The organism is Endozoicomonas sp. ALD068 (genome assembly GCF_049310145.1).
In the GTDB taxonomy this organism is placed as follows: domain Bacteria; phylum Pseudomonadota; class Gammaproteobacteria; order Pseudomonadales; family Endozoicomonadaceae; genus Endozoicomonas_A.
The window spans coordinates 685,069-706,439 of sequence record NZ_JBLYNU010000004.1 but is presented as its reverse complement, the minus strand read 5'-3'; the positions used below and the strand labels follow the sequence as shown (position 1 = coordinate 706,439).

The following is a 21,371-nucleotide window of genomic DNA, read 5'->3' as shown; positions in this document are numbered from 1 at the left end:
AGTTCTGCTAAAAGGTATTAATGCATTCCTTCCCTGAAAAATCACTCAATTATACTGCCACTGCCCTTTATCACTGTGAACTAAATTTGCTCAGCAGCTAACCGGATTAGCCTCTGTGAACTAAATTCTCTCAACAGCTTACCGAAACTGCCATGAGCGATTGAAAGTTGCCCCCCTCGCCCGGTTTGGCAGTCAATTTTCACGGTAATCAAAGCATTCAACTCTGAGGTAGTAGAATGACAAATACTCGCCCCAATGCATTAAGCCTTGCAGTGGCCGTTGCGATCGGTTCTTCCATCTTTGGTACACAGGCACTCGCCGAACGCAAGCTACAGACGAAATCGATCGATATACCAGACAATGGACATGCGGAATTCACGCGTAGCGAGGTTATAGTTCAGCCAACGTTAGATGATGACCTGCAGCCAATCCCCAATTCCTTTACTACCACCTACCCTGATCAGGCTCAGGTCAGAGGAGGCTTCGACGTTCCTTCTGAAGGCTTCACAGAGGTTCTTTCCGGCATCGAGGGTGGCGTTTCCAATATTGATCTGTTTGAAACAGACGAGAATGACATTGCCCAAAAATACACAAAAGTCCTCAAGGTTGGCAATGAAGGAGTCTTCAGATTCACCCATAATCTTGCAGAAAAGGAGCTGCTCATTGAAGTCAGAGAAGGAATGACTGATCAGAATTCAATTGCAGCTGTTCGAACTCAATTAGACGACACCCAACCATTAGAACCATTAACGAAAGTTGCAGGCCCAGAACAGTTAACCGCAATACTGAAAGGCGCCAATGAAAGATCGGGAAACCTTGGCGAAGTTGATAACTTCGTTGCCCTTGCCACCATTGAAGTAGACGAAGTGGACGTAGAAGGGCGCACCTTCATGCGACTTATCGCAGCAGGCGATCAGCCTACTAAGCTTCAGCGCCTGGGTCTATCGCTCTTTGTTAATGATGAGGCGCTTTTTGCAGCAGCCACCTCTGCCTATACCCAGGTTCATGTTCTGGGGGAAGACTTACAAAAGGAAGCCCTGAATGATCTGTTGTCATACCATCAACCCGTCGGCTACGTTCTCCATTTTGAGGACGAATCACAGTCTTATCGTTTGCCAGCCGGTTATCCAAAGCTGGAAGTGGAAGAGGTCCGGGGGGGCGTTATTGTTTTCCGATCTCAGAAACAAAATCCGGCCGACATCGCTTTTGTGGAAAGCCTCTACAACCTCTGGCGAGAAGATGACGCTAACAACCCCACTCCAGTAACAGCAAAGGTAAAAAAAGATAAGGTCAAAAGCTACCAGTACGTCATCCGAAACAGGCAAATGGAACTGCTGGAGGAGTTGGCTGAACAGTACGATACTGTAGTTGGCAGAGCTGAACTGATTACGCTTACATACTATGAATCTCTCCAGCAGGCGTTGACCAATGCCAGCCCGGATCAAGCCGATGACTTTGAATTAACGATAGAAGACATCAGACAGGCTTCGTCAGGGGTGACGACAACCTGGGTGCAGAATCAACTCGAAAAACACTTCGGCTTTAAACCCATAGTTAAAGATCTTCTGGCTAATCAGCTCTTTATTCAGGATATTCAGAAAGTGGTAACCGCTATCAACCAGGCCCACAACGGTGCTCCCGGGGTCGAGGGAAAGTTTGCCAGCAGCATTTCCAAACAGCTGGTTAAGATAGAAAGCATGCAGGAAGAGCTGCAAACAGAAGCAAGGAGACTCACCCGGCTTAGAGACCAGTTAAAGCTCACATTGAAGGCCACTACCAGTGTAGAGAAACAACTCAGAGCACTTCAACTCAAGCGACAAGTTGAGGATGCGCTTGCAGAAAATCGTAAATTGAGGGATGAACTGCAAAACCCGTCAGGAGAAATTCAGCAGGAGGTCAAAGGAGTTCTCAGCCTGGAGCAACAAATTCGTAATGCCAGAGCAGGTGCCCTGCCAATAGAAGAACGACTCATTAAAGAAAAAATTCGCGCAATCTACAGACCGTTCGCTGCAACAGCAAAGTCTTACGAAGAAGCTTTAAAAGCAGAACCGGGGGCCATTGGTGGCGAGCCCAATATAGCTTCAGTGGATGAGGACAATCTGAGTGCCCTGCAATTCGTTCAACAGCAGCTGAAAAAAAACAGTGAGGAATTCCGAAAAAATCTGGCAATCTTTGAAGTTCAACTCGGTCTGGTTACGAACAATGAAGATGACCTTCAAGCCCGCTACCAGGCCATTCTACAGCACCTTCAGGAGCAGAGACTTGAGGCCGTAAAACAACATGGTCAGAATCAACAAGAGCAGGAAGAACTGAAAAACTGGTTAGAGAAACTTCAGCAGGAAGCCAAACGAATTCAGCAGCTGGAAAAAAATGTTGGTATTGCCAGAGCCATTGTAGAAGAACACAACACTAAAGAGGCAGCAAAGCCTGGTATTGATAACCGGGACAATAGCCAGCCACTGGAAGAACAAGTATATGATGCCAGAGCAGACGCCACAAAAGATCGCAACGCTCAAACGGCAGCAGAACTTGGTATTGATAACTGGGACGATACTCTGCCACTCGAACAACAAGCCAGACTCATCAGAAAAAAAATTCAGGAAATCAAACCACCGGACTTCGTAACAGAACAGACTGATGAAAAAACGGTCAAAGCACAACTGGCGGGCATTGGAAACAAGCGTCGTCTTATTTCGGCCAATGAAGACCAGCTGGAAACCCGTCAGCAGAGCATTCCTGAACACTTCGAGCAGAATGAACAGAAAGACTGGATAGAGAAACTTCAGAAGAAAGCCGATCTGGTTCCATTGCTGAAAAAGCTGGTTCATACTCTCAGTAGAAATGGCAGAAAAGCTAAGTACGCTCTTTCAGCATTAAATCTTGGTATTGATGACTGGGATGATAACCTGCCACTCGATAAACAATTCGGACTCATAGTAAAAAAATTTAGTGAAATATACGCATCGATGGCGGCAGCAGGGCAGTCTGATGAAGGAGCTCTAACAGCAGAACCAGCCGCCATTGGTGGCTGGCGCGGTATTGCTTCGGTCAATCAATACAATCCGAACACCCTTCTGTTCATTCAACAACGGCTACAACAAAATGAAATAACACTACCCAAATCGGAAGTACGGAAAAAGCTGACTATCTTTGAGAATTATCTTGGTCTGGTTCCGGAAAACAAAGATGATCTTGAAGCCCGACATCAGGCCATTCACCAGCACCTTAAGCAGCAGGCAGCCGAGATCGCTCGACAGCCTGTTCAAAATCAACTTGAGCATGAAACCGATCGAATTCAAGAGCTGGAACAACAAGTTCGTGATGCCAGAGCAGATGCCACAAAAGCTCGTAACGCTCAACTGGCAGCGGAGCTTGCCATTGATGACTGGGATGATTCTCAGCCACCCGAAGAACAAGCCAGACTTATTAGAAAAAAAATTGCTGAAATGAAACCATCGGTTGCGGCAACAGGAAAGCCTGATGAAGCAGCTGCAACAGCAAAACCGGCCGCTATTGGCGGCAAACGCAGTATGACTACGATCAATGGAGACGATCTGGATACCCTTGAGTTCGTTCAACAGCGAGAGCTACTGCCACAAAACGAAGGACTAACCGATCAGGAAATACGGGAAAACCTCTCTTTTTGTGAAGGCAAGCTCGGCCTGGTTCCGGACAATGAAGATGACCTTGAAACCCGTCACCGGGGTCTTCAGCAGCGCATTCAGGAGCAATCACTTGAGATCGAACAACAATTTATGAACTTTCTAGATGAGCACGATGGACGCAAAACATGGTTACAGCTTATTAAGAAGCAAGTCGATCGAATTCCAATTCTGAAAAAAGAAGCTCGTGCAGCAGTTCCAATAAAAACTCAAAAATACAACGCTCAACTGGCAGCAGTGCTTGGTATCGATGGCTGGGATGATACCCAGCCAATCGAAGAACAATTCAGGCTCATCAGAGAGAAAATTCAAGAAATCAAGCAACCGGTTACCGCAACATCAATTGCCCCAACACCGGTTACTGGTGATACCGGCGAAGAGGTCGGAAAAACTGACAACACCCGACGGGCATCAGAACCAGGTACCGATGATCGGGATGATACCCAGGCACTAGAAAAAAAAACCAGACTTATCAGCCATAAAATTCATAAAATCAAGCAATCGGTTAGCGCAATATCCATTGCCACTACACCGCTTAGCGCAACGCCTCTTGCAACAGCATCAATTGCCCCAACACCGGTTAGCGCAACGCCTCTTGCCACAACACCGGTTATCGCAACAGGAGCCGCAGCACTACATTCTCGGGAAGAAACTTTAAAGGAAAAACCAGCGGCCATTGAAAGAAAGCAAGCTATGACTCCAGAGGATGAAAACGATCCGGATGCCCGCTATCGGCTCCTTCAACCGCACCTGCAGAATATGCTGAAACTAACCGATCAGGCAATCCTGAATAAAGACACCGCACTGGAAAATCGTGCCAAACCGCAGTCAACATTACAAGACCGGCTCTTAAGGCTTTCAGAGTTGGAAAAAGAACTGCAAACAGAGCTGGAAGACATCAGAACACCAGGCCACCCCAGAGCCATGCCTGAAGTATTTGGGACACTTCGCGCCGTGGAAAGAGTCCTGGAGCAGGAGGTGATTTACCGTAAAGAGGACGATGTATACTTCCATCGTCTGGCTGTTTCTGAAGGTATACGGATGTTCATCACAGAAGCCAAAGAGCGGTCAGAGGAAAATGCCCTGATATCACTGTATTTCCTGGAAAAAATATTAGACCTCCAAAGCAATGAAGGTGATGACAAAGCAGCAAGACTGGAAAGGGTTCGTACAAGGCTTGATGGCGGTGATATATCAAATTACAAGCTGGTTGAAATGATCGAGCTCCTCTGGTGTGAGCTGGACAGACATGACCTGGAGGCACTGAAGGGGGATCTGCCAGAGACGAATCTCAAACTCTTCACAATTCGTGAGCGTCTTGCCTTTGCAATCGAAGAGTCTGATCAGCGAGCCATAGAAAAGCAGGCAGAATACCTTTTGGCTATAGAAGACCAGCTGGCGATCAACCCTCATAAAAACCCTGCTGCTATAGAAAGAGGCAAAGCTTTCACGGCTAAACTGGCCGGTGATCTGCAGTTAGAGTTTGAACAGGATGACAACCTGTCTGACCAGAAGGATGCTCTAAAAGACAAAATTCAGGCATTAAGAGAAGAAGTAAACGAAATCTATCACGATGAAGGCGGCAAAAGAATCAGTAACAATCAAATTGCTGATCGACTTAACATTGAGAACTATGGATATCACGCCAGTATAAACGAACAAAAGAGTCTAATTGGCGCAAAACTTGATCAGCTGGATGAAGAAGTTTTCAAAGCGGGTCAGTCTGGCGTTAATGAGCGTATCGCAACTATTGAAAATGAGCTTGACAAGCAAATGGCTCGTCTGGGACCTAAACCCCGATACGTTCTTGATCGTGATGTTGCCAGGGCCAGATGGGCAATAAAGTTAGCCGAGAATGACCTGGACTCAGCTCATCGCAAGCTACATAAGATTGGTGACAAACACCTGGTATTTGCGTGGAGCCTTGCCAGCCAGCAACACCTTTCGGATGAAGAAAAAACGGTTATAAACCGGGCAATGAAAGAATTCCATACCCATCTGGGTCTGGATTCGGGTGACTCACAGCCCCCTCAAGAACGAATGGAGAACGTCAAACATTACCTGCGGGGATGCAGTCAGGAACAACGGGATAACATCGTTAAGGAACTGAGAGCCAAAACAAACAGGAACATTGAGATAAAAGGAAATGTCCTCAGTTTTACGGAAGAACATGAAGAGTTTATTGTCGATCTGCACAAAAAAATTCCTGGTTTGTACGGGACCGGTAAATTCGGTGGATCATTGGGTGAACTGGCTTCAACCCGGATAAAGAACTCTCTGGTCAGGCAATTTCTGGTTGATCACGACAGGAAAAACTTAAAAGTGACCAATGCGTGGTTTGAAAAGAGGAATGCACAACAGAAGCTGGACCTTAAAAAAGAGGAGATCAAGCGTTGTAGAAACACTGATGACATGGCTGAAACCATACATAAGAACGAAATAGCGCGGCTGAATTTGGCCCTGAAACTGAAAAGTAAAGAGGTATCAAAAGCAGAAGAGGACCTGACGGATTTTCATAAAACGTCTCTTGCCCCCTTGGAAAAAACGGTGGGACTTAAACCAGACGCCACTGACACCAGTGAACACCGGGTTAATGCCCTGAGACACAAACAGGTACAACTTGGCGGGCACGACGGCACCGGCGGCAGGATCCGGCAACTGATTCAGGAACAGGCCCGTCTCAAAGGCGAGATTAAAGCCGGGAAGGCAAAAATTGAGAGAAGGAAGGAAATCCTGAAGACTGCAGAGAAAGCCGTCGAAGAAGAGGACGGTCCCTTCCAGTACACGCCGAGACAGGTAAAGGCTCTGGACGCTATCCACAAATTCTCGAAGGAACACCCTCTCAAAAAACAAGCTATTCAGGCCGCCATTGGCCTGCAGGAAGCAGCAGCCTATAGCGGTAAGACCCCCCCCGACTTTATAGGTTTCGATTATGACGATGAATTTGCACCGATTCGCTTGCGGGCAAAAGTCGGAAACAAACTGAGGATTCAACAGGCCGGTCAGATTGTGGAAATGTTCAGAAGCCTGAAAACAGCTTTCCCGCTCCCCCTGCTTTCAGAAGATCGATCTCGAAATGTTCTCAGGGAAATCCAAACACTCACGACCAGGGCATGGATTGAGAGAAACATTGGAGCAAAAGAATTCGGCGACGAAATTCGTAGCATAGGCTCAGCGGTTATTCACTGCATCGAACACCAGCAAAGGGACTTGAAAGACTTCTCGGAATACTTCGCTGCCCACTCTGCCAGTGGTGGCAAGATCATAGCTTTGCTGCGTGATGGTCTGATCAACAAGGTTGAACTTGAGAACTACATGAAAGCTGTCAGAGGTATCGATGGCTGTCTGCCAGCAGATGAATTTGAACACGCTCTTGGCTACAGGCACAAAGTCAATGTGCCCCGCTTCAGAGCTGTTGTCCAAAGGCTGGACAATGAGGTTGCTGAGGAATTCATGCAGAGTGCCTTTGCTAATGTGGCTGTGACTGCCGCTGGCCCGACAGGTATGACAGAGTCTGTTGTCGGCATGAAAGAGTACGCCGCTGCAGTTATCGCCAACTATGTTCTTGACGATATTGCCTTTGAAAACGGCCGCAAAACGACCGCATTCCTGGCCAATGTTCAGGATACCCTGACACCTTATGCCAATGCAGCTGGCCTGGCTGAATCAGAGCTGATCAAGATTATCAATAGCACATTGGTGCTGGCACATGCTGCAGCGGTTGAACAGCAGCTAAATGAATACTGGCTCAAACCTTCAGCCTATCTGGTTCAGGCTGTCACCTGGTACTACACCAGCTACAAACCTCTACTGATGACCTACACTGCCTGGCATGCAGCCGACCTGGCCCTCTCAAGTATTTCGTTCCTCTATCTTATGGATCTGACCAACAGAGGTGATTACACGCACAGGATGCTCACCCCTTTCCAGCACTGGTTGGAACGCTACGGTGTTGATCTTGACCGAATCGGGCAATATGCCTACCACAGAGAAATTGAAAAATTCTCTGAAGTAGGCGGGCTGGCAATGCCATTGGGCAAGGCCACTTCCTCAGCCATTCTGCTCAGAACCGGCTCCATGCTCTTTGCCAGACAGTACAACGCCAACCCCCATAGGTATCGCAGCATTCATCGCCTGATGCCTGAGATAGTAAAATCCATGGGTTCCGGACAAGGCGTTCAGGTGCCGCTGCTGCACCGGGTGACACCACAAGCAGTGAAAGGTCTGGCCTCTGTCACAGCCGGCCTCGTGCTGGGGCCGATTTCCACTGCCGGAGCATACGCCCAGGGTCTGTTATCAGGATTTACCTATGCTCAAACCTTTGGGTTCGCTCTGGCATCGAGCCTTGCTTTCGACTTCTTCATGAACGACAACAAGATGCTCACTCAATGGCTGGGTGGTCCTCTGGGGCGTGGTATTGACAGGATTAATCGCTGGCGAGGTGTGGGTGAAACGGACGCTGAATATGTGAAACGCACGGCTGTTGCCACGCCACAACGCTTCAATGAAACCGGTGAGGATTATGTAAACCGTGTTAAGGCAAGCAACAGCATGCCTGGCTGGACGCGTCATGAAAATTATCTGCATTTCCGTGAACGCCGGGATCGCACCATGAAGATGTTTGAGAATGGCTGGGAGAAATACTTCAGGGAAAATGTACCTAAATGGTCATTCTCCCATGCAGAAAGTGTTCCTTACTCTTACACTTTAGGTGTCTTCTATGAATGGCAAAAGGTCGGTGAATCAACCAGGCAACAAGCAACCACCGGCAGTGCCACGACAGTGCCCCGTGAAACACCGGTGATGACTTCAGTGGAAGCGCTTCTTTCCGAGTCCACGAAGACTTCTCCGGTGACAAAGACTGAAGTTATTCCACCCATTATACTGGATGAATTCAGGGAAAGCTCTGAACCTGTGCCGATAACAACCGCGACACCCACTGCAGCGCCTGAGAAATCCCCGGCAGCTGTAAATCCAGCAATGGCTGGTCTTGCGTTCAATCTTGATGAAGATCGGGGAGACGATAAAAATCCCCGCGACGAACTCTGATATCAGAAACCAGCAGATGCTCACTTCATAGCCATCCAGAAGAAGCCGGTATAAAGAAATTCATACTGCTTTCTCTCTCTGATTGGGCTACCGATTCACCCCTATGAAGAGGTACGAAACAATGTATTCCATTCCTGAAAAAACAGCTCAAATGAATGCCCCCCGGGTCAATTCAGAAAAAGAGACATTTAATTGCAAGGCTTATGCTTCCTTCGCTCCCGGGAAACCCGAGCCAATAAACTGGCTTTCTGTCAAAAGGCTCCGGGCTTTTGCAATTTCGGGGGCCTCGTTCCTGACCATTCTATTGGCATTGGGCTTTGCCTCTGTGAACCATGCAGACTTGAGCGGACTAGAGGACGACGATGATCAACCCGACACTGAACAGTTCATGCTTGATGATGATGACTCCGGTACTCCGGAACCGGCTCCCTATGAACCGAATCTTGATGAAATGGAAGATCAGGGAGAGTTGGAAGGTTATGATCCCGATGAGGCAGATTAGCTCGTGCTCTGACTCGGAGATTTTTAAAAGAACTAAAAACCACCATTTATCCCGACGAGGGTAGAAACACATTGTCGCTTTCTGGAAAACGACAGCCACGAGCGATTAAAAGTCGCTTCCTTGCCACATGTGGCAAACACTTTTCACGGTAATTAAAGTAATCAGTCCTGAGGTAACAGAATGACAAATGCTCGTCCCAATGCATTGCACCTTGCTGTGGCCGTTGCAATCGGTTCTTCCATCTTTGGTACACAGGCGTTGGCCGATCGCAGGCTGCAGACAAAATCTGTCGATATTCTGGGCAGTGGACACGTGGAGTTTATCCAGAGTGAGGTCATAGTTCAGCCAACTTTAGGTGATGACCAGCAACCCATACCTAAATCCTTTACAACCACCTACCCTGATCAGACTGAAGTCAGAGCAGGCTATGACGTTCCTTCTGAAGGCTTCACAGACGTACTTTCTGGCATAGAGGGTGGCGTTGCCAGTGTAGATCTGTTTGAAACAGACGAGAATGACGTTGCTCAGAAATATACCAGAGTCCTGAAGGTAGGTGATGAAGGAGTCTTCAAGTTCACCCATAATCTTGCAGAAAAAAAACTGGTCATTGAAGTCAGAAAAGGGATGACCGATCAGAACTCAATTGAGGCCGTTCGAGCTCAGTCAGGTGACATCCAACCAATAGATCCGTTAACAAAAGTCGCCGGCCCCGAACAGCTGGCCGCAACACTGAAAGGTGCCCATCTAAGAGCGGGAAACCTTGGTGCAAGGGATGACTATGTTGCCCTTGCCACCATTAGAGTAAAAAAAGTTGAAGTGAACGGACGCACTTTTATGCGCCCAGTGGTTGCGGGCGATCAACTCCCTGAATTGCAGCGCCTGGGGCAATCGCTCTTTGTTAATGATGAAGCTCTTTTAGCAGCAGCCAACTCTGCCTATGCCCAGGTTCATGTTCTGGGGGAAAAACTACAACGGAGAGTTCTCCACAAACTACTGTCGTACCATAGACCTGTTGGCTATGTTGTCCACGTCGAGGATGACACACAGGCTTATCCTGTGCCCGAGGGTTATCCAAAGCTGGAAGTGGATCAGGCCTCGGAGGAGATAATTGTTTTTCGTGGTCAGAAACAGAACCCGACCGATATTGCTTTTGTGAAAAGCCAGCTTGTCATCTGGGAAGAATATACAGATAAAGAACTCACTGCAGAGGTTAAAAAAGACAAGATCAAAGGCTACCAGTACATTATTAGAAGCAGGCAGATGGCACTGCTGGAGGAGTTGGCTGCAGAGTTGGCTGAAAACTACGATGCCAAACTTAACGAAGATAACCTGTCAGAGCTTACCTATTATGAGTCTTTTCAACAGGCATTAAACAGTGCTATTGCCGATGGAACCGATGAATTTGAGTTCACAACAGGACACATCAGAATCGCTTCATTGCTCATCACGCCAATCTGGATGCAGTTTCAACTCATAAAAAACTTCAGCTTCAAACCCGTACTTAAAAATCTTCTGATTAGCCATAATTTTAATCACAATATTCAAAAATTTATATCCTCTATTAACACAGCGATGAAGCGCTTTGCTGATGGCGAAGGCAAAAAGTTTTCCTCCTTTTCCCCCAAAGTTATGGGTGACATTAACCAACAGATGCTCGAGATGGCAAGCACGACGGAAGTGCTGCGGGCAGGAGAGGCCGAACTCGCCGGGCAACTCGCCGGTACAGCCAAAACATTAGGCCACGGCACAACGGCAATGGCCGCTGCCAACGGTGAGGAAAAAATGAAACCAGAACGACTCAGTGAGAAATTTGAGGCTGAGCTTAAAGAGCTTCGTCAAACGTTCGAGGTGATCAAAAACACGGTTTATGAACTTCGGGAGGATGCCAAACGAATCCCGGAGCTGGAAAAAAAAGCCGATGATGTCGCAGCAGAAGCCACAAAAGTTCGCAACGCTCAAATGGCAGCAGGGCTTGGTATTGATGACTGGGATGATACCCGGCCACCCGAAGAACAAACCAGACTCATCATAGATAAAATTGATGAGATCAAGCAACGGATTACCGTAACAAGACAGCCTGATGAAGAAGCTGAAAAAGCAAAACCGGAGGTCATTGGCCGCAAGCGAGATATTACTTCGGTTAATGAAGAGGATCTGGGTATCCTTCAGTCCATTAAACAGCACCTGCAACGAAAGAGAGAGCTAACTGATCGGATAATCCAGAATAATCTGGCTTACATTGATTGTCAGCAAGGTGTGCTCCCGGAAGAATTAACCGATCGGATAATCCTGAATAATATGGCTTACATTGAAGGTCAGCTCGGCCTTATCCCGGTTGAAGGCAGGGATCTGGAAGTCCGATGCCAGACCATTCAGCAACACATCTGGGAGCAGGACGCTGAGATCGAAAAAGAGCTGGCAGAACGGAATAACTGGATTCAGAATCTTCAGGAGGAAGTCGATCGAATTCCAATCCTGAAAAAAAAAGTTCTTGAAGCAACAGCAGCAGCCAGGCGAGATTACAACATTCAAATAGCAGCAGAACTTGGTATTGATAACTGGGATGATACCCAGCCACCAGAAAAACAAGCCAGACTCATCAGTCAGAAAATTCATGAAATCAAGCAACCGGTTATCACAACATTGATTACCCCAACAACGATTTCCGCAGCATCAATTACACCATCATCAATTGCACCAACATCAATTGCACCATCATCAATTGCACCATCATCAATTGCACCAACATCAATTGCACCAACATCAATTGCACCAACATCAATTGCACCAACATCAATTGCACCAACATCAATTGCACCAACATCGACTGCTGCGGCATCAATGGCCTCAACATCGGTTGCTGCAACGGGACAGCCTCGGGAAGAAGCTTTAAAAGAAAAACTGGCGGCCATTGAAAGCAAACACGATATTACTCCAGACAATGAAAACGATCTGAATGCCCGCTATCAGTCTCTTCAACAGCACCTGGAGCGACTAAAAGCAGAACAGGCCGATCGGGTACAGGCAGCTGAGAATCATTTGGCTGACATTGAAGGTCAGCTGGGTCTGATCCCGGATAACGAAAAGGACCCGGAAATCCGTTGTCAGGCCATCAGGCAACACCTTAATGAGCAGGTCGCTCAGATCACTGAACAAAAGCAACAGCTTCAGCAAGAGAGCACCAGAACATTGGGTCTGCCTGCAGGCGATGCCCCTCCCCCAGAAGAGCGATTTGACACTGAAGAAATCGGTCAGGCGCTTGAAAAACTCGAGGCTGTCATAAAAGCTATGGACACCTGGGTGGAAAATGGCAACGATTTATCGTCTTTCTCTACTGCACTTAAAGTCTATTTAGATGCTTATGGTCGTGACAAAACCAATGAAGTCGAGGGCGAGCTGACTTTAACCTGGAAAAAGTACACTCCGGTCGCAAAACTTCTGGTTGAGCACGACAGAAAAAGTACGGAATTGACCAAGGCAGTGGTCGAAGAAAATATTGCACAAAACAATCCGGATCTCAGAAAAAAGGAGATTCCTGATTCTGGAGAGATCGATGAAAAGACTAAAACCTTCCATGAGCACGAAGTATCTGGATTGAATTTAGACCTGAAAGATAAAAAAGCAGCTGTGGCGGTGACTGGCCCGACGGGTATGAAAGAGTCTGTTGCCGGCATGAAAGAGTACGCAATTGCTGTCATCGCCAATTATGCTCTAGACGATATTGCCTTTGACAATGGCCGCAGGACAGTTGCGTTTCTGGCCAACGTTCAGGATACCCTGACACCTTACGCCAATGCTGCCGGACTCTCTGAATCAGAACTGATCAAGGCTATCCATGACACAGTGATGCTGGCTCATGCCGCAGCGGTTGAGCAGCAGCTCAATGATTACTGGGTCAAACCTTCAGCCTGTCTGGTACAGGCTGTCACCTGGTACTTCTCCAGCTACAAACCCCTGCTGGTAGTCCTTAGCACCTTTCAGGCTGCCAAACTGTCCCTCTCAAACATGGCATTCCTCTATCTTCTGGATCTGACCAACAGAGGTGATTACACGCACAGGATGCTGATACCTTTCCAGCATTGGCTGGGGCACTATGGTGTTGATCTTGACCGAACCGGTCAATATGCCTACCACAGTGGAATTGAACAAATCTCTGAACTGGGTGGGTTGGCCATGCCATTGGGTAAAGCCGCTTCCTCCGTCATTTTGCTGAAAACCGGCTCCATGCTGTTTACCCGACAGCACAACGCCAACCTGCAGATGTATCGCGGCATGTCCCGCCTGGTACCCGAAATAGTCAAATCCATGGGTTCCGGGCAAGGGGTTCAGGTACCCCTGCTGCACAGGGTGACACCACAAAAAGTAAAAACTCTGGCCTCTGCCACAGCCGGTCTGGTGCTGGGTCCGGTAGCCAACTTCGGAACATACGCCCACGGTCTTTTATCCGGTTTTACCTACGCTCAAACCCTCGGATTCGCCCTGGCATCGAGTCTCACTTTCGACTTCTTTATGAACGACAACAAGATGCTAACTCAATGGCTGGGTGGACCTCTGGGTCGAAGCCTTGACAGGATTAATCGCTGGCTGGGCATGGGTGAAACCCAGGATGAATATTTCAAACGTACGGCCATTGCTACGCCTCAGCGCTTCAGTGAAAACGATGAAGCCTATGCAAACCGTATTAAAGCAAGTGACATGATGCATGGCTGGACGCGGCACGAAAATTACCTGCATTTCCGTGAACGCCGTGATCGCACCATGAAGATGTCTGCGAATGGCTGGGAGAAATACTTTAAGGAAAATGTACCTAAATGGTCGTTTTCCCATGCAGAAAGCATTCCATACTCCTACACTCTTGGAGCCTTTTACAAATGGCAAAAGGGTGGTGATCAGACAATTCACGGTCATGAAAAGAGGTATGCCCCCCAATCGAGTTTTCGACCTGCAGCTTCAGCAGACAGCCTTAAATAAAAGCTACTTCCTCGCCTGGTGCTGCAGTCACTTCTCACGGTAATACAAGTACCCTGCTCTGAGGTAGTAGAATGACAAATGTCCGCCACAATGCATTAAGCCTTGCAGTGACCGTTGCGATCGGTTCTTCCATCATCAGTACACAGGCACTGGCCGACCGCAGGCTGCAGATAAAATCTTTCGATATTCATGACAGTGGACATGCGGAGTTTACCCATAGTGAAGTCATCGTTCAGCCAACTTTAGGTGATGACCAGCAGCCAATACCCAAATCCTTCACAACCATCTACCCTGATGAGGCTCATGACAGGGCAAGCTACCGCGTTCATTCAGCAGGCTTTACAGAAATTCTTTCTGATGTTGATGGTGGCGCTTCCAGTGTTGATGTATTTGAAACCGACGAGAGTAATGTTGCTCAGAGGTACACAAAAGTACTGAAGGCAGGTGATGAGGGAGTCTTCAGGTTCACCCATAACCTTGCAGAAAAGCAAATGGTCATTGAAGTCAGAAAAGGAATGACCGATCAGGATTCTATCAGGGCTGTTCGCGCCCGGCCTGAAGGCACTGAATCACAATCATTACAACAGTTGACGAAAGTTGCCTGTCCCGAACAACTGGCTGCAATACTGAACGGTGCGAATAAAAGAGCAGGCAACCTCGGCGAAGTTGATGACTACGTTGCCCTTGCCACCATTAAAGTAGACAAAGTTGAAGTGAACGGGCGCACCTTCATGCGTCTTATCGCAGCGAGCGATCAGCCTCCTGAACTGCAAAGTCTGGGTCAATCGCTCTTTATCAATGATGAGGCTCTTTTTGCAGCAGCCACCTCTGCCTATGCTCAGGTCCATATCCAGGGAGAGAGTTTAAAACAGGAGGCGCTGAATAAACTCTTATCACATCAGAAGCCCATCGGATATGTTGTCTACGTTGAGGATGATACACAAGCCCGTCCTGTACCTGATGGTTATCCGAGAATGGAAGTGACACAGGCTCCGGGGGAGACGATTGTTTTTCATGGTCAGATACAGAATCCAGCCGACAGCGCTTTTGTGGAAGGCCTTTATAGTCTCTATGCAGGCGGTGACGCCGATTACCCCAACCTTGAATTAACCATACCGGTAAAAAAAGATAAGCTAAAAAGCTACCAGTACATCATTCAAAGCAGGCAAATGGCACTATTGCAGGAGTTAGCCGAACAGCAGGATGCTGAACCTGACCAGGATAAAATGGTTATGCTTGCGTATTATGAATCTCTGCAGCAGGCATTGACCAGCTCCACTCCGGATCAGGCAGAGGAATTCGAATTCGTGATAGGACAAATCCGGAGTGCTTTGTCGGTCGCCACACCAACCTGGGTGCATGAGCAACTCATAAAACACTTCAGCTTCAAACCCATAATCAGAAATCTTCTGACTAACGAGCTGTTTATTCAGAAGATTCAGAAAACGACAATCATTTTAAGCAGTATCAACGGGGCGCAGGGCGCTGCTCTTGGGGACAACGAACAGTTTGCTTCCAAGGTCAAGAGCGACATCATCACACAGCTCATTGAGGTGTATAGCAAACTGGACAAGCTGCAGAGAAAAGAATTCGAACTCATCCGGGTTATAAACCATTTACAGATCACATCGAATAAAGCTATCACCAGCGAAAAGGAAAAAAAACTCAGAGCACTTCAACTCAAACAAGAGGCTGAGGATGAACTTTCAAAGGCTCTTAAAGAGCTGTTCAGACTGCAAGACCAGTCACGGAAACTGCAACAGGAAGTCGATCGAATTCCGGCGCTAAAACAACAATTTCGTGACGCCAGAGAAGAAGCCAGAAAAGCTTACAACACTGAACTGGCAAAGGATCTGGGTATTGATCACTGGGATGATACCCGGCCACCAGAAGAACAGGTCAGACTCATCCGACAGAAAATTCATGAAATGAACAAAGCGGTTGTCGAAACAGGACGGCTCAGGGTTGCGACTGCACAGGCAAAGCTAGCGACTACTGAACGTCAGTTCGTTCTGGCTTCCGATGAAAAAGATAACCAGGAAGTCTCTCAACAGCTCAAGAAACTGGAGACTCTGATCGGCGAACATCGTCTTCAGCAGAATAAAGAGCGGGAAGTGGAGCTGCAAAAACACAAAAACTATGTGCGAAGAGTTAGGTATAACATCGCTCAAATGCCAATGCTTAAAAAAGAGGTTCTTGAATCCGTAGATGCAGCCAGAAGGGATCACAACGCTCAACTGGCAGAATACCTTGGCATTGATAACTGGGATAACACCAGACCAATGGAAGAACAGGTCAGACTCATCAGAGACAAACTTCTTGAAATCAACAGCCTGGATGCCGGAACAGAACAGCCTCCGGTAGAAGCTATAAAAGAAAAGCTGGCGGCCATTGAAAAAAAGCTCGATATCACTCCATACAATGAAAACGATCTGGATTTCCGCTTTCAGTCTATTCAACAGTACCTGTATCAAGAGCTGGAACGGGCTAATCAGATAAGACTGAACCAACTGACCCACTATGAAGAAGAATTTGGCCTGGTCGTACATAATAAAAACGACCTGGAAGCCCGTTGCAAGGCCGTTCAACAACACCTTAAGAGTCATGAAGCTCAGATTGCTCTGAAACAGTTTCAAAAACAAGACATCAGAATGGATGCTAAACAAGAAGCTGAAATCAGATCCATCTATGCAACCATTGCCACCTATTTAAACATCCGGGATTTTGACAGTCATGAAGACATTGGCGTTCAACAAGGACGCCTAATTCAAAAGCTCAGGGAAATAAGTACGCATCAAGAAAGTCTTCATCAACAACTCAAGGCAATGAGTCGTCAGATCGATATGGAAGATTCTTACACCAGGGCCAGAAAAGAAGCTCTGGCATTGGTTCTTGGTATTGACCTGAGCGAAAACCCCGGTCCTGATAACCGCGCCAGACTGGAATCAACGGTATATGACAAACTGTTCGAGCTTTCAAAGCTGGAACAGGAACTGGAAGACATCAGAACACCGGGCCACCCCATGACCGGGCCTGTAGTATTTGTGAAACTGACCAACGTGGAAAAAGCTCTGAAGATGGCTACCTGTCCTGGAGAGCACGATGAGTATCTCCGTCGCCAGCACATTTCCACGCACATGCAGAAATACATCACACAAGCCAGACAACGTTCAGAGGAAGAGGCCCTGAAAATACTGAAAACCCTGGAAGGATTACTGAAACTCGAAATCAATGAAGAGGACGACAAAGCAGCAAGACTTGACAGGGTCCTCACAAGACTTGACAGGGTTACTATACAGCGTGATGGCGAGGATATCTCGGAATACCTGCTCAATGAGATGGATAAGTTCCTCTGGAAAGATGAAAGTGCATCTCTGGAGACCCCAGAGGGGAGTGATATCAGACGCGACAGAATCCGTGCCCGTCTTGCCCTGATAGTCGAAGAATCGGATCAGCGAGCCAGGGAAAAACAGGCAGAATATCTTTTAGCTGTAGAACACGAGATGAATATTGACCCTCATAAAAACCCTGCAGCCATGGAAAAGCGCAAAGCTTTCATAGCTAAACTGGCCAGTGATCTGCAGGTTAGGTTTGAAGACGATGTCAGCCTTTCTGACCGGCAGCATACTCTGGGAGACATAATTCAGGAATTACGGGTTAAAGAAGCAGGCGAAATTTATGAAGATGAAGATCACAGGAGAGCGTGGAACAATAAAATTGCTCATCAACTCAACGTTGAAGATTATAAAGACGACGCCACTTTAGACGTCCAAAGCCGTCTGATTAAAGCAAAACTCGAACAGCTGGATGAAGAAGTTTTCAAAGTGCCTCAGCCTGACGTTGCTGAGCGTATTGCAGCCATTGAGAATGCGCTTGACAGGCAAATGGCTCGGCTGGGACCCAAACCCCGATACGTTCTTGATCGTGAGCTAGCCATAGCCAGGCAGGCGGTAAAAGACGCTGAAGGTGAGCTGGAGATGACTAATCACAACCTGGATGCTATCCGTCACAAACAACCGTTATTTTTGCGCACAACTGACAATACCCCTGTTGCCATGGAAGAACACGAAAAGGTTTTCAATCAGGCAATAAAAAAAATTCAGATCAGGTTTGGTCTTACCACAGATGATGAGCAAACCCCTGAAGAGCGATTAGACGACATCAGACATTTCCTGCGCCGGAACTCTGCAGTAACAGAGGATGAAGCCCTTGAGAAACTGAGAGCTGCCACAAAAACTCTCAGCACCGCGAACATTGATTCTATGGAAGAAGCTCTTGATGAAATGGGAGCTGCCACGAAAGCTTTCCGGATCGCGACGTTTAGTGACCTCAATTTACTGGAAGCATCGGATTACTTTACTCGCATTGCAATCTATGCAATCACTCGTGGTCGTTACGAAACCGATAAAGTCGAGGGTGAACTGCCTTTAACCAGGAAAAAGTACAATCTGGTCACAAGATTTCTGCGTGAGCACGACAGAAAAAGTTTGGAACTGAGCAATGCAGTGGTCCAAGAGGACATTGCACAAATTAATCTGTATGTCAGAGAAGAGGAGATTCTTGAATCTGGAGAGATCGATGAAAAGACTAAAACCTTACATGAGCACGAAATAGCTCGGCTGAATTCAGAGCTTATGGATAAAAAAGCAGCTTTATCGGAAGCAGCAGACGCTCTCGGCATTCATCACCAATCGATTCTTGACGCCACTGAAGATGCCCTGGGTCTCAAACCAGAACCTGCTGATACCGATAAACAACGGGTTAACGCCCTGAGAAACCATAAGCTACTACTGGGCGGGGAAGATGGGACTGGCGGCAAGATCCGGCAACTGCTTCAGGAACAGGCTCGTCTGGAAGCTGAGGTTGAAACCAGACAAGCAAACCTTGAGAGAAGGAAGGAAGCCCTGCAGACTGCCCGGAAAGCCGTCGAAATGGACGATGGTCCCTTCCAGTACACGCCGATACAGGCGGAGGTTCGGGCCGCAATCGAAGACTTCGTGCAGCAGCACTCTCTCAAGAAACAAGCTCTTGAAGCGGCACTGGGTCTGGCACAATCAGCAGTAGAAAACGGTAAGGAAATACCCTGCCTTCCCCATTTCGATTTTGACGATGAATTTGCACCGATTCGCCTGCAGGCAATGGTTGGAGACGAACTGACGTCTGCTCAGGCCAGTCGGATTGTAGAAATCTTCAAAAACCTTAAAGCGAACTTCCCGCCCCTCCGGCCTGAAGAATATGACCCTATGACTGTCGTGGAAGAACTCCATTTTCTGGTGCTCATAGCCAGAGATGGGATGAAAACCGGTGCACAACAATACGACAACGAAATTCACACCATGGGCAAAACAGCCATTCACTTCGTCGAGCATCAACCAGGGGACCTGAAAAGCTTCTCGGATTACTTCGCTGCCCACTCTGCCAGTGGTAACAAGATCATGGCTCTGCTGCGTGAAGGTTTGATCAGCCAGGTTGAACTTGAGAACTACATGAAGGCCGTCAGAGGTGTCAATGGTTATCAGACAGTGGCTGAATTTGAACACTTCCTTGGCTACAAAAACGGTGTCAATCCTGACCTCAAAGCCCTTGTCCGGATGCTGTCCGACAAGGGTGCCGAGGAATTCATAAAGAGTGCTTTTACTCCTGTGACCGTCACCGCAACTGGCCCGGCAGGTATGAAAGAGTCGGTTGCCGGCATGAAAGAGTACTCAGCTGCGGTCGTCGCCAACTATGTTCTTGACGATATTGCCTTTGACAATGGCCGCAGGACGGCAGCGTTTCTGGCCAATATTAACGAAACCCTGACACCTTATGCCAATGTTGCCGGACTATCCGAATCAGAACTGATCAGGGCTATCCATGACACATTGATGCAGGCTCATGCCGCTATGGTTGAGCAGCAGCTACAGGATTACTGGCTGAAACCTTCCGCCTTTCTGGTACAAGCTGTCACCTGGTACTACTCCAGTTACAAACCTCTTCTGGTCGCTCATACCCACTGGCAGGCTGCCAAACTGTCCCTTGCAAACATGTCATTCCTCTATCTTCTGGATCTGACCAACAGAGGTGATTACCTGCATAGAATGCTCACACCTTTCCAGCACTGGTTGGAACGCTACGCTGTTGATCTTGACCGAACCGGCCAATATGCCTACCACAGCGGCATTGAACAAATCTCTGAAGTGGGCGGACTGGCCATGCCACTGGGCAAAGCCGCCTCATCGGTCATTCTGTTAAGAACCGGCTCTGCGCTGTTTGCCAGACAGTACAATGCCAACCCACAGAGCTATCGCAGCCTTTCCCGTCTGATGCCCGAAATAGTGAAATCCATGGGTTCCCGCCAGGGGGTTCAGGTTCCGTTGCTGCACAGGGTAACGCCACAAAAAGTAAAAACGCTGGCCTCAGCCACAGCCGGTCTCGTATTGGGTCCGGTAGCCACAGCCGGATCATACGCCCATGGCCTTTTATCCGGGTTTACTTACGCTCAAACTTTCGGATTCGCTCTGGCGTCGAGTCTCACTTTCGACTTCTTTATGAATGACAACAAGATGCTCACTCAATGGCTGGGTGGACCTCTGGGCCGCAGCCTGGACAAAATTAATCGCTGGATAGGCATGGGTGAAACGGACGGTGAATATGTGAAACGTACTGCTGTTGCTTTGCCTCAACGCTTGACCGAAACCGATGAAGCCTATGCGAACCGTATTAAAGCAGACGACACGATGTATGGCTGGACCCGACACGAAAATTACCTGCAGTTTCGTGAACGCCGGGATCGCACCATGAAGCTGTTCGAGAATAGCTGGGAGAAATACTTCAGGGAAAATGTGCCTAAATGGTCATTTTCCCACGCAGATAGTATTCCTTACTCTTATACCCTGGGTGCCCTTTTCGAGTCAGGGGCTGCAGCGCCTGAGCCCCCTTCCACAGCCGTGAAAACAGCATCAGCTGGTCTCAAGGTCAGGAAATGACACCTTCATAGCCAACCAAAAGAAATCAGCACAAAGAAATACAGACTGGATTGTTTCGGATCAAACTATCGAGTAAACCCTGTCAGAAAGTATGGAGGTATTCCTTCCCTGAAAAAACCAATCAATTCTACCAAGCAGCTTACCAGATTTGCCACTGTGAACTAGATTCTCTCAACGGCTTATCGAAACAGCGATGAGCGACTGACCATAAGCGATTAG

Annotated in this window: 4 protein-coding genes; all 4 read left to right on the top strand. The window is 47.8% G+C overall.

The genetic code is table 11. From position 1 onward, the window contains the following. The first annotated feature begins 236 nt into the window (after positions 1-236). Positions 237-8,711 (top strand): hypothetical protein, encoded by an 8,475-nt coding sequence (locus ACO6V5_RS01905; protein ID WP_422441910.1) that lies wholly within the window; start codon positions 237-239, stop codon positions 8,709-8,711. A 121-nt stretch (positions 8,712-8,832) separates the two neighbouring features. Further along, positions 8,833-9,213, top strand: a complete 381-nt coding sequence (locus ACO6V5_RS01900; protein WP_422134608.1) for a hypothetical protein — start codon at positions 8,833-8,835, stop codon at positions 9,211-9,213. Between the two features lie 180 nt (positions 9,214-9,393). Then, positions 9,394-14,184 (top strand): hypothetical protein, encoded by a 4,791-nt coding sequence (locus tag ACO6V5_RS01895; RefSeq protein WP_422409839.1) that lies wholly within the window; start codon positions 9,394-9,396, stop codon positions 14,182-14,184. A 71-nt stretch (positions 14,185-14,255) separates the two neighbouring features. Next, positions 14,256-21,152, top strand: coding sequence for a hypothetical protein (locus ACO6V5_RS01890; protein ID WP_422409841.1), 6,897 nt, complete (start codon positions 14,256-14,258; stop codon positions 21,150-21,152). Positions 21,153-21,371 lie beyond the last annotated feature (219 nt).

Excerpts from the sequence above, each read along its gene's own strand:
- ACO6V5_RS01900 (WP_422134608.1), top strand. The coding sequence starts at position 8,833 with ATGTATTCCATTCCTGAAAAAACAGCTCAAATGAATGCCCCCCGGGTC.
- ACO6V5_RS01890 (WP_422409841.1), top strand. The coding sequence starts at position 14,256 with ATGACAAATGTCCGCCACAATGCATTAAGCCTTGCAGTGACCGTTGCG.
- ACO6V5_RS01905 (WP_422441910.1), top strand. The coding sequence starts at position 237 with ATGACAAATACTCGCCCCAATGCATTAAGCCTTGCAGTGGCCGTTGCG.
- ACO6V5_RS01895 (WP_422409839.1), top strand. The coding sequence starts at position 9,394 with ATGACAAATGCTCGTCCCAATGCATTGCACCTTGCTGTGGCCGTTGCA.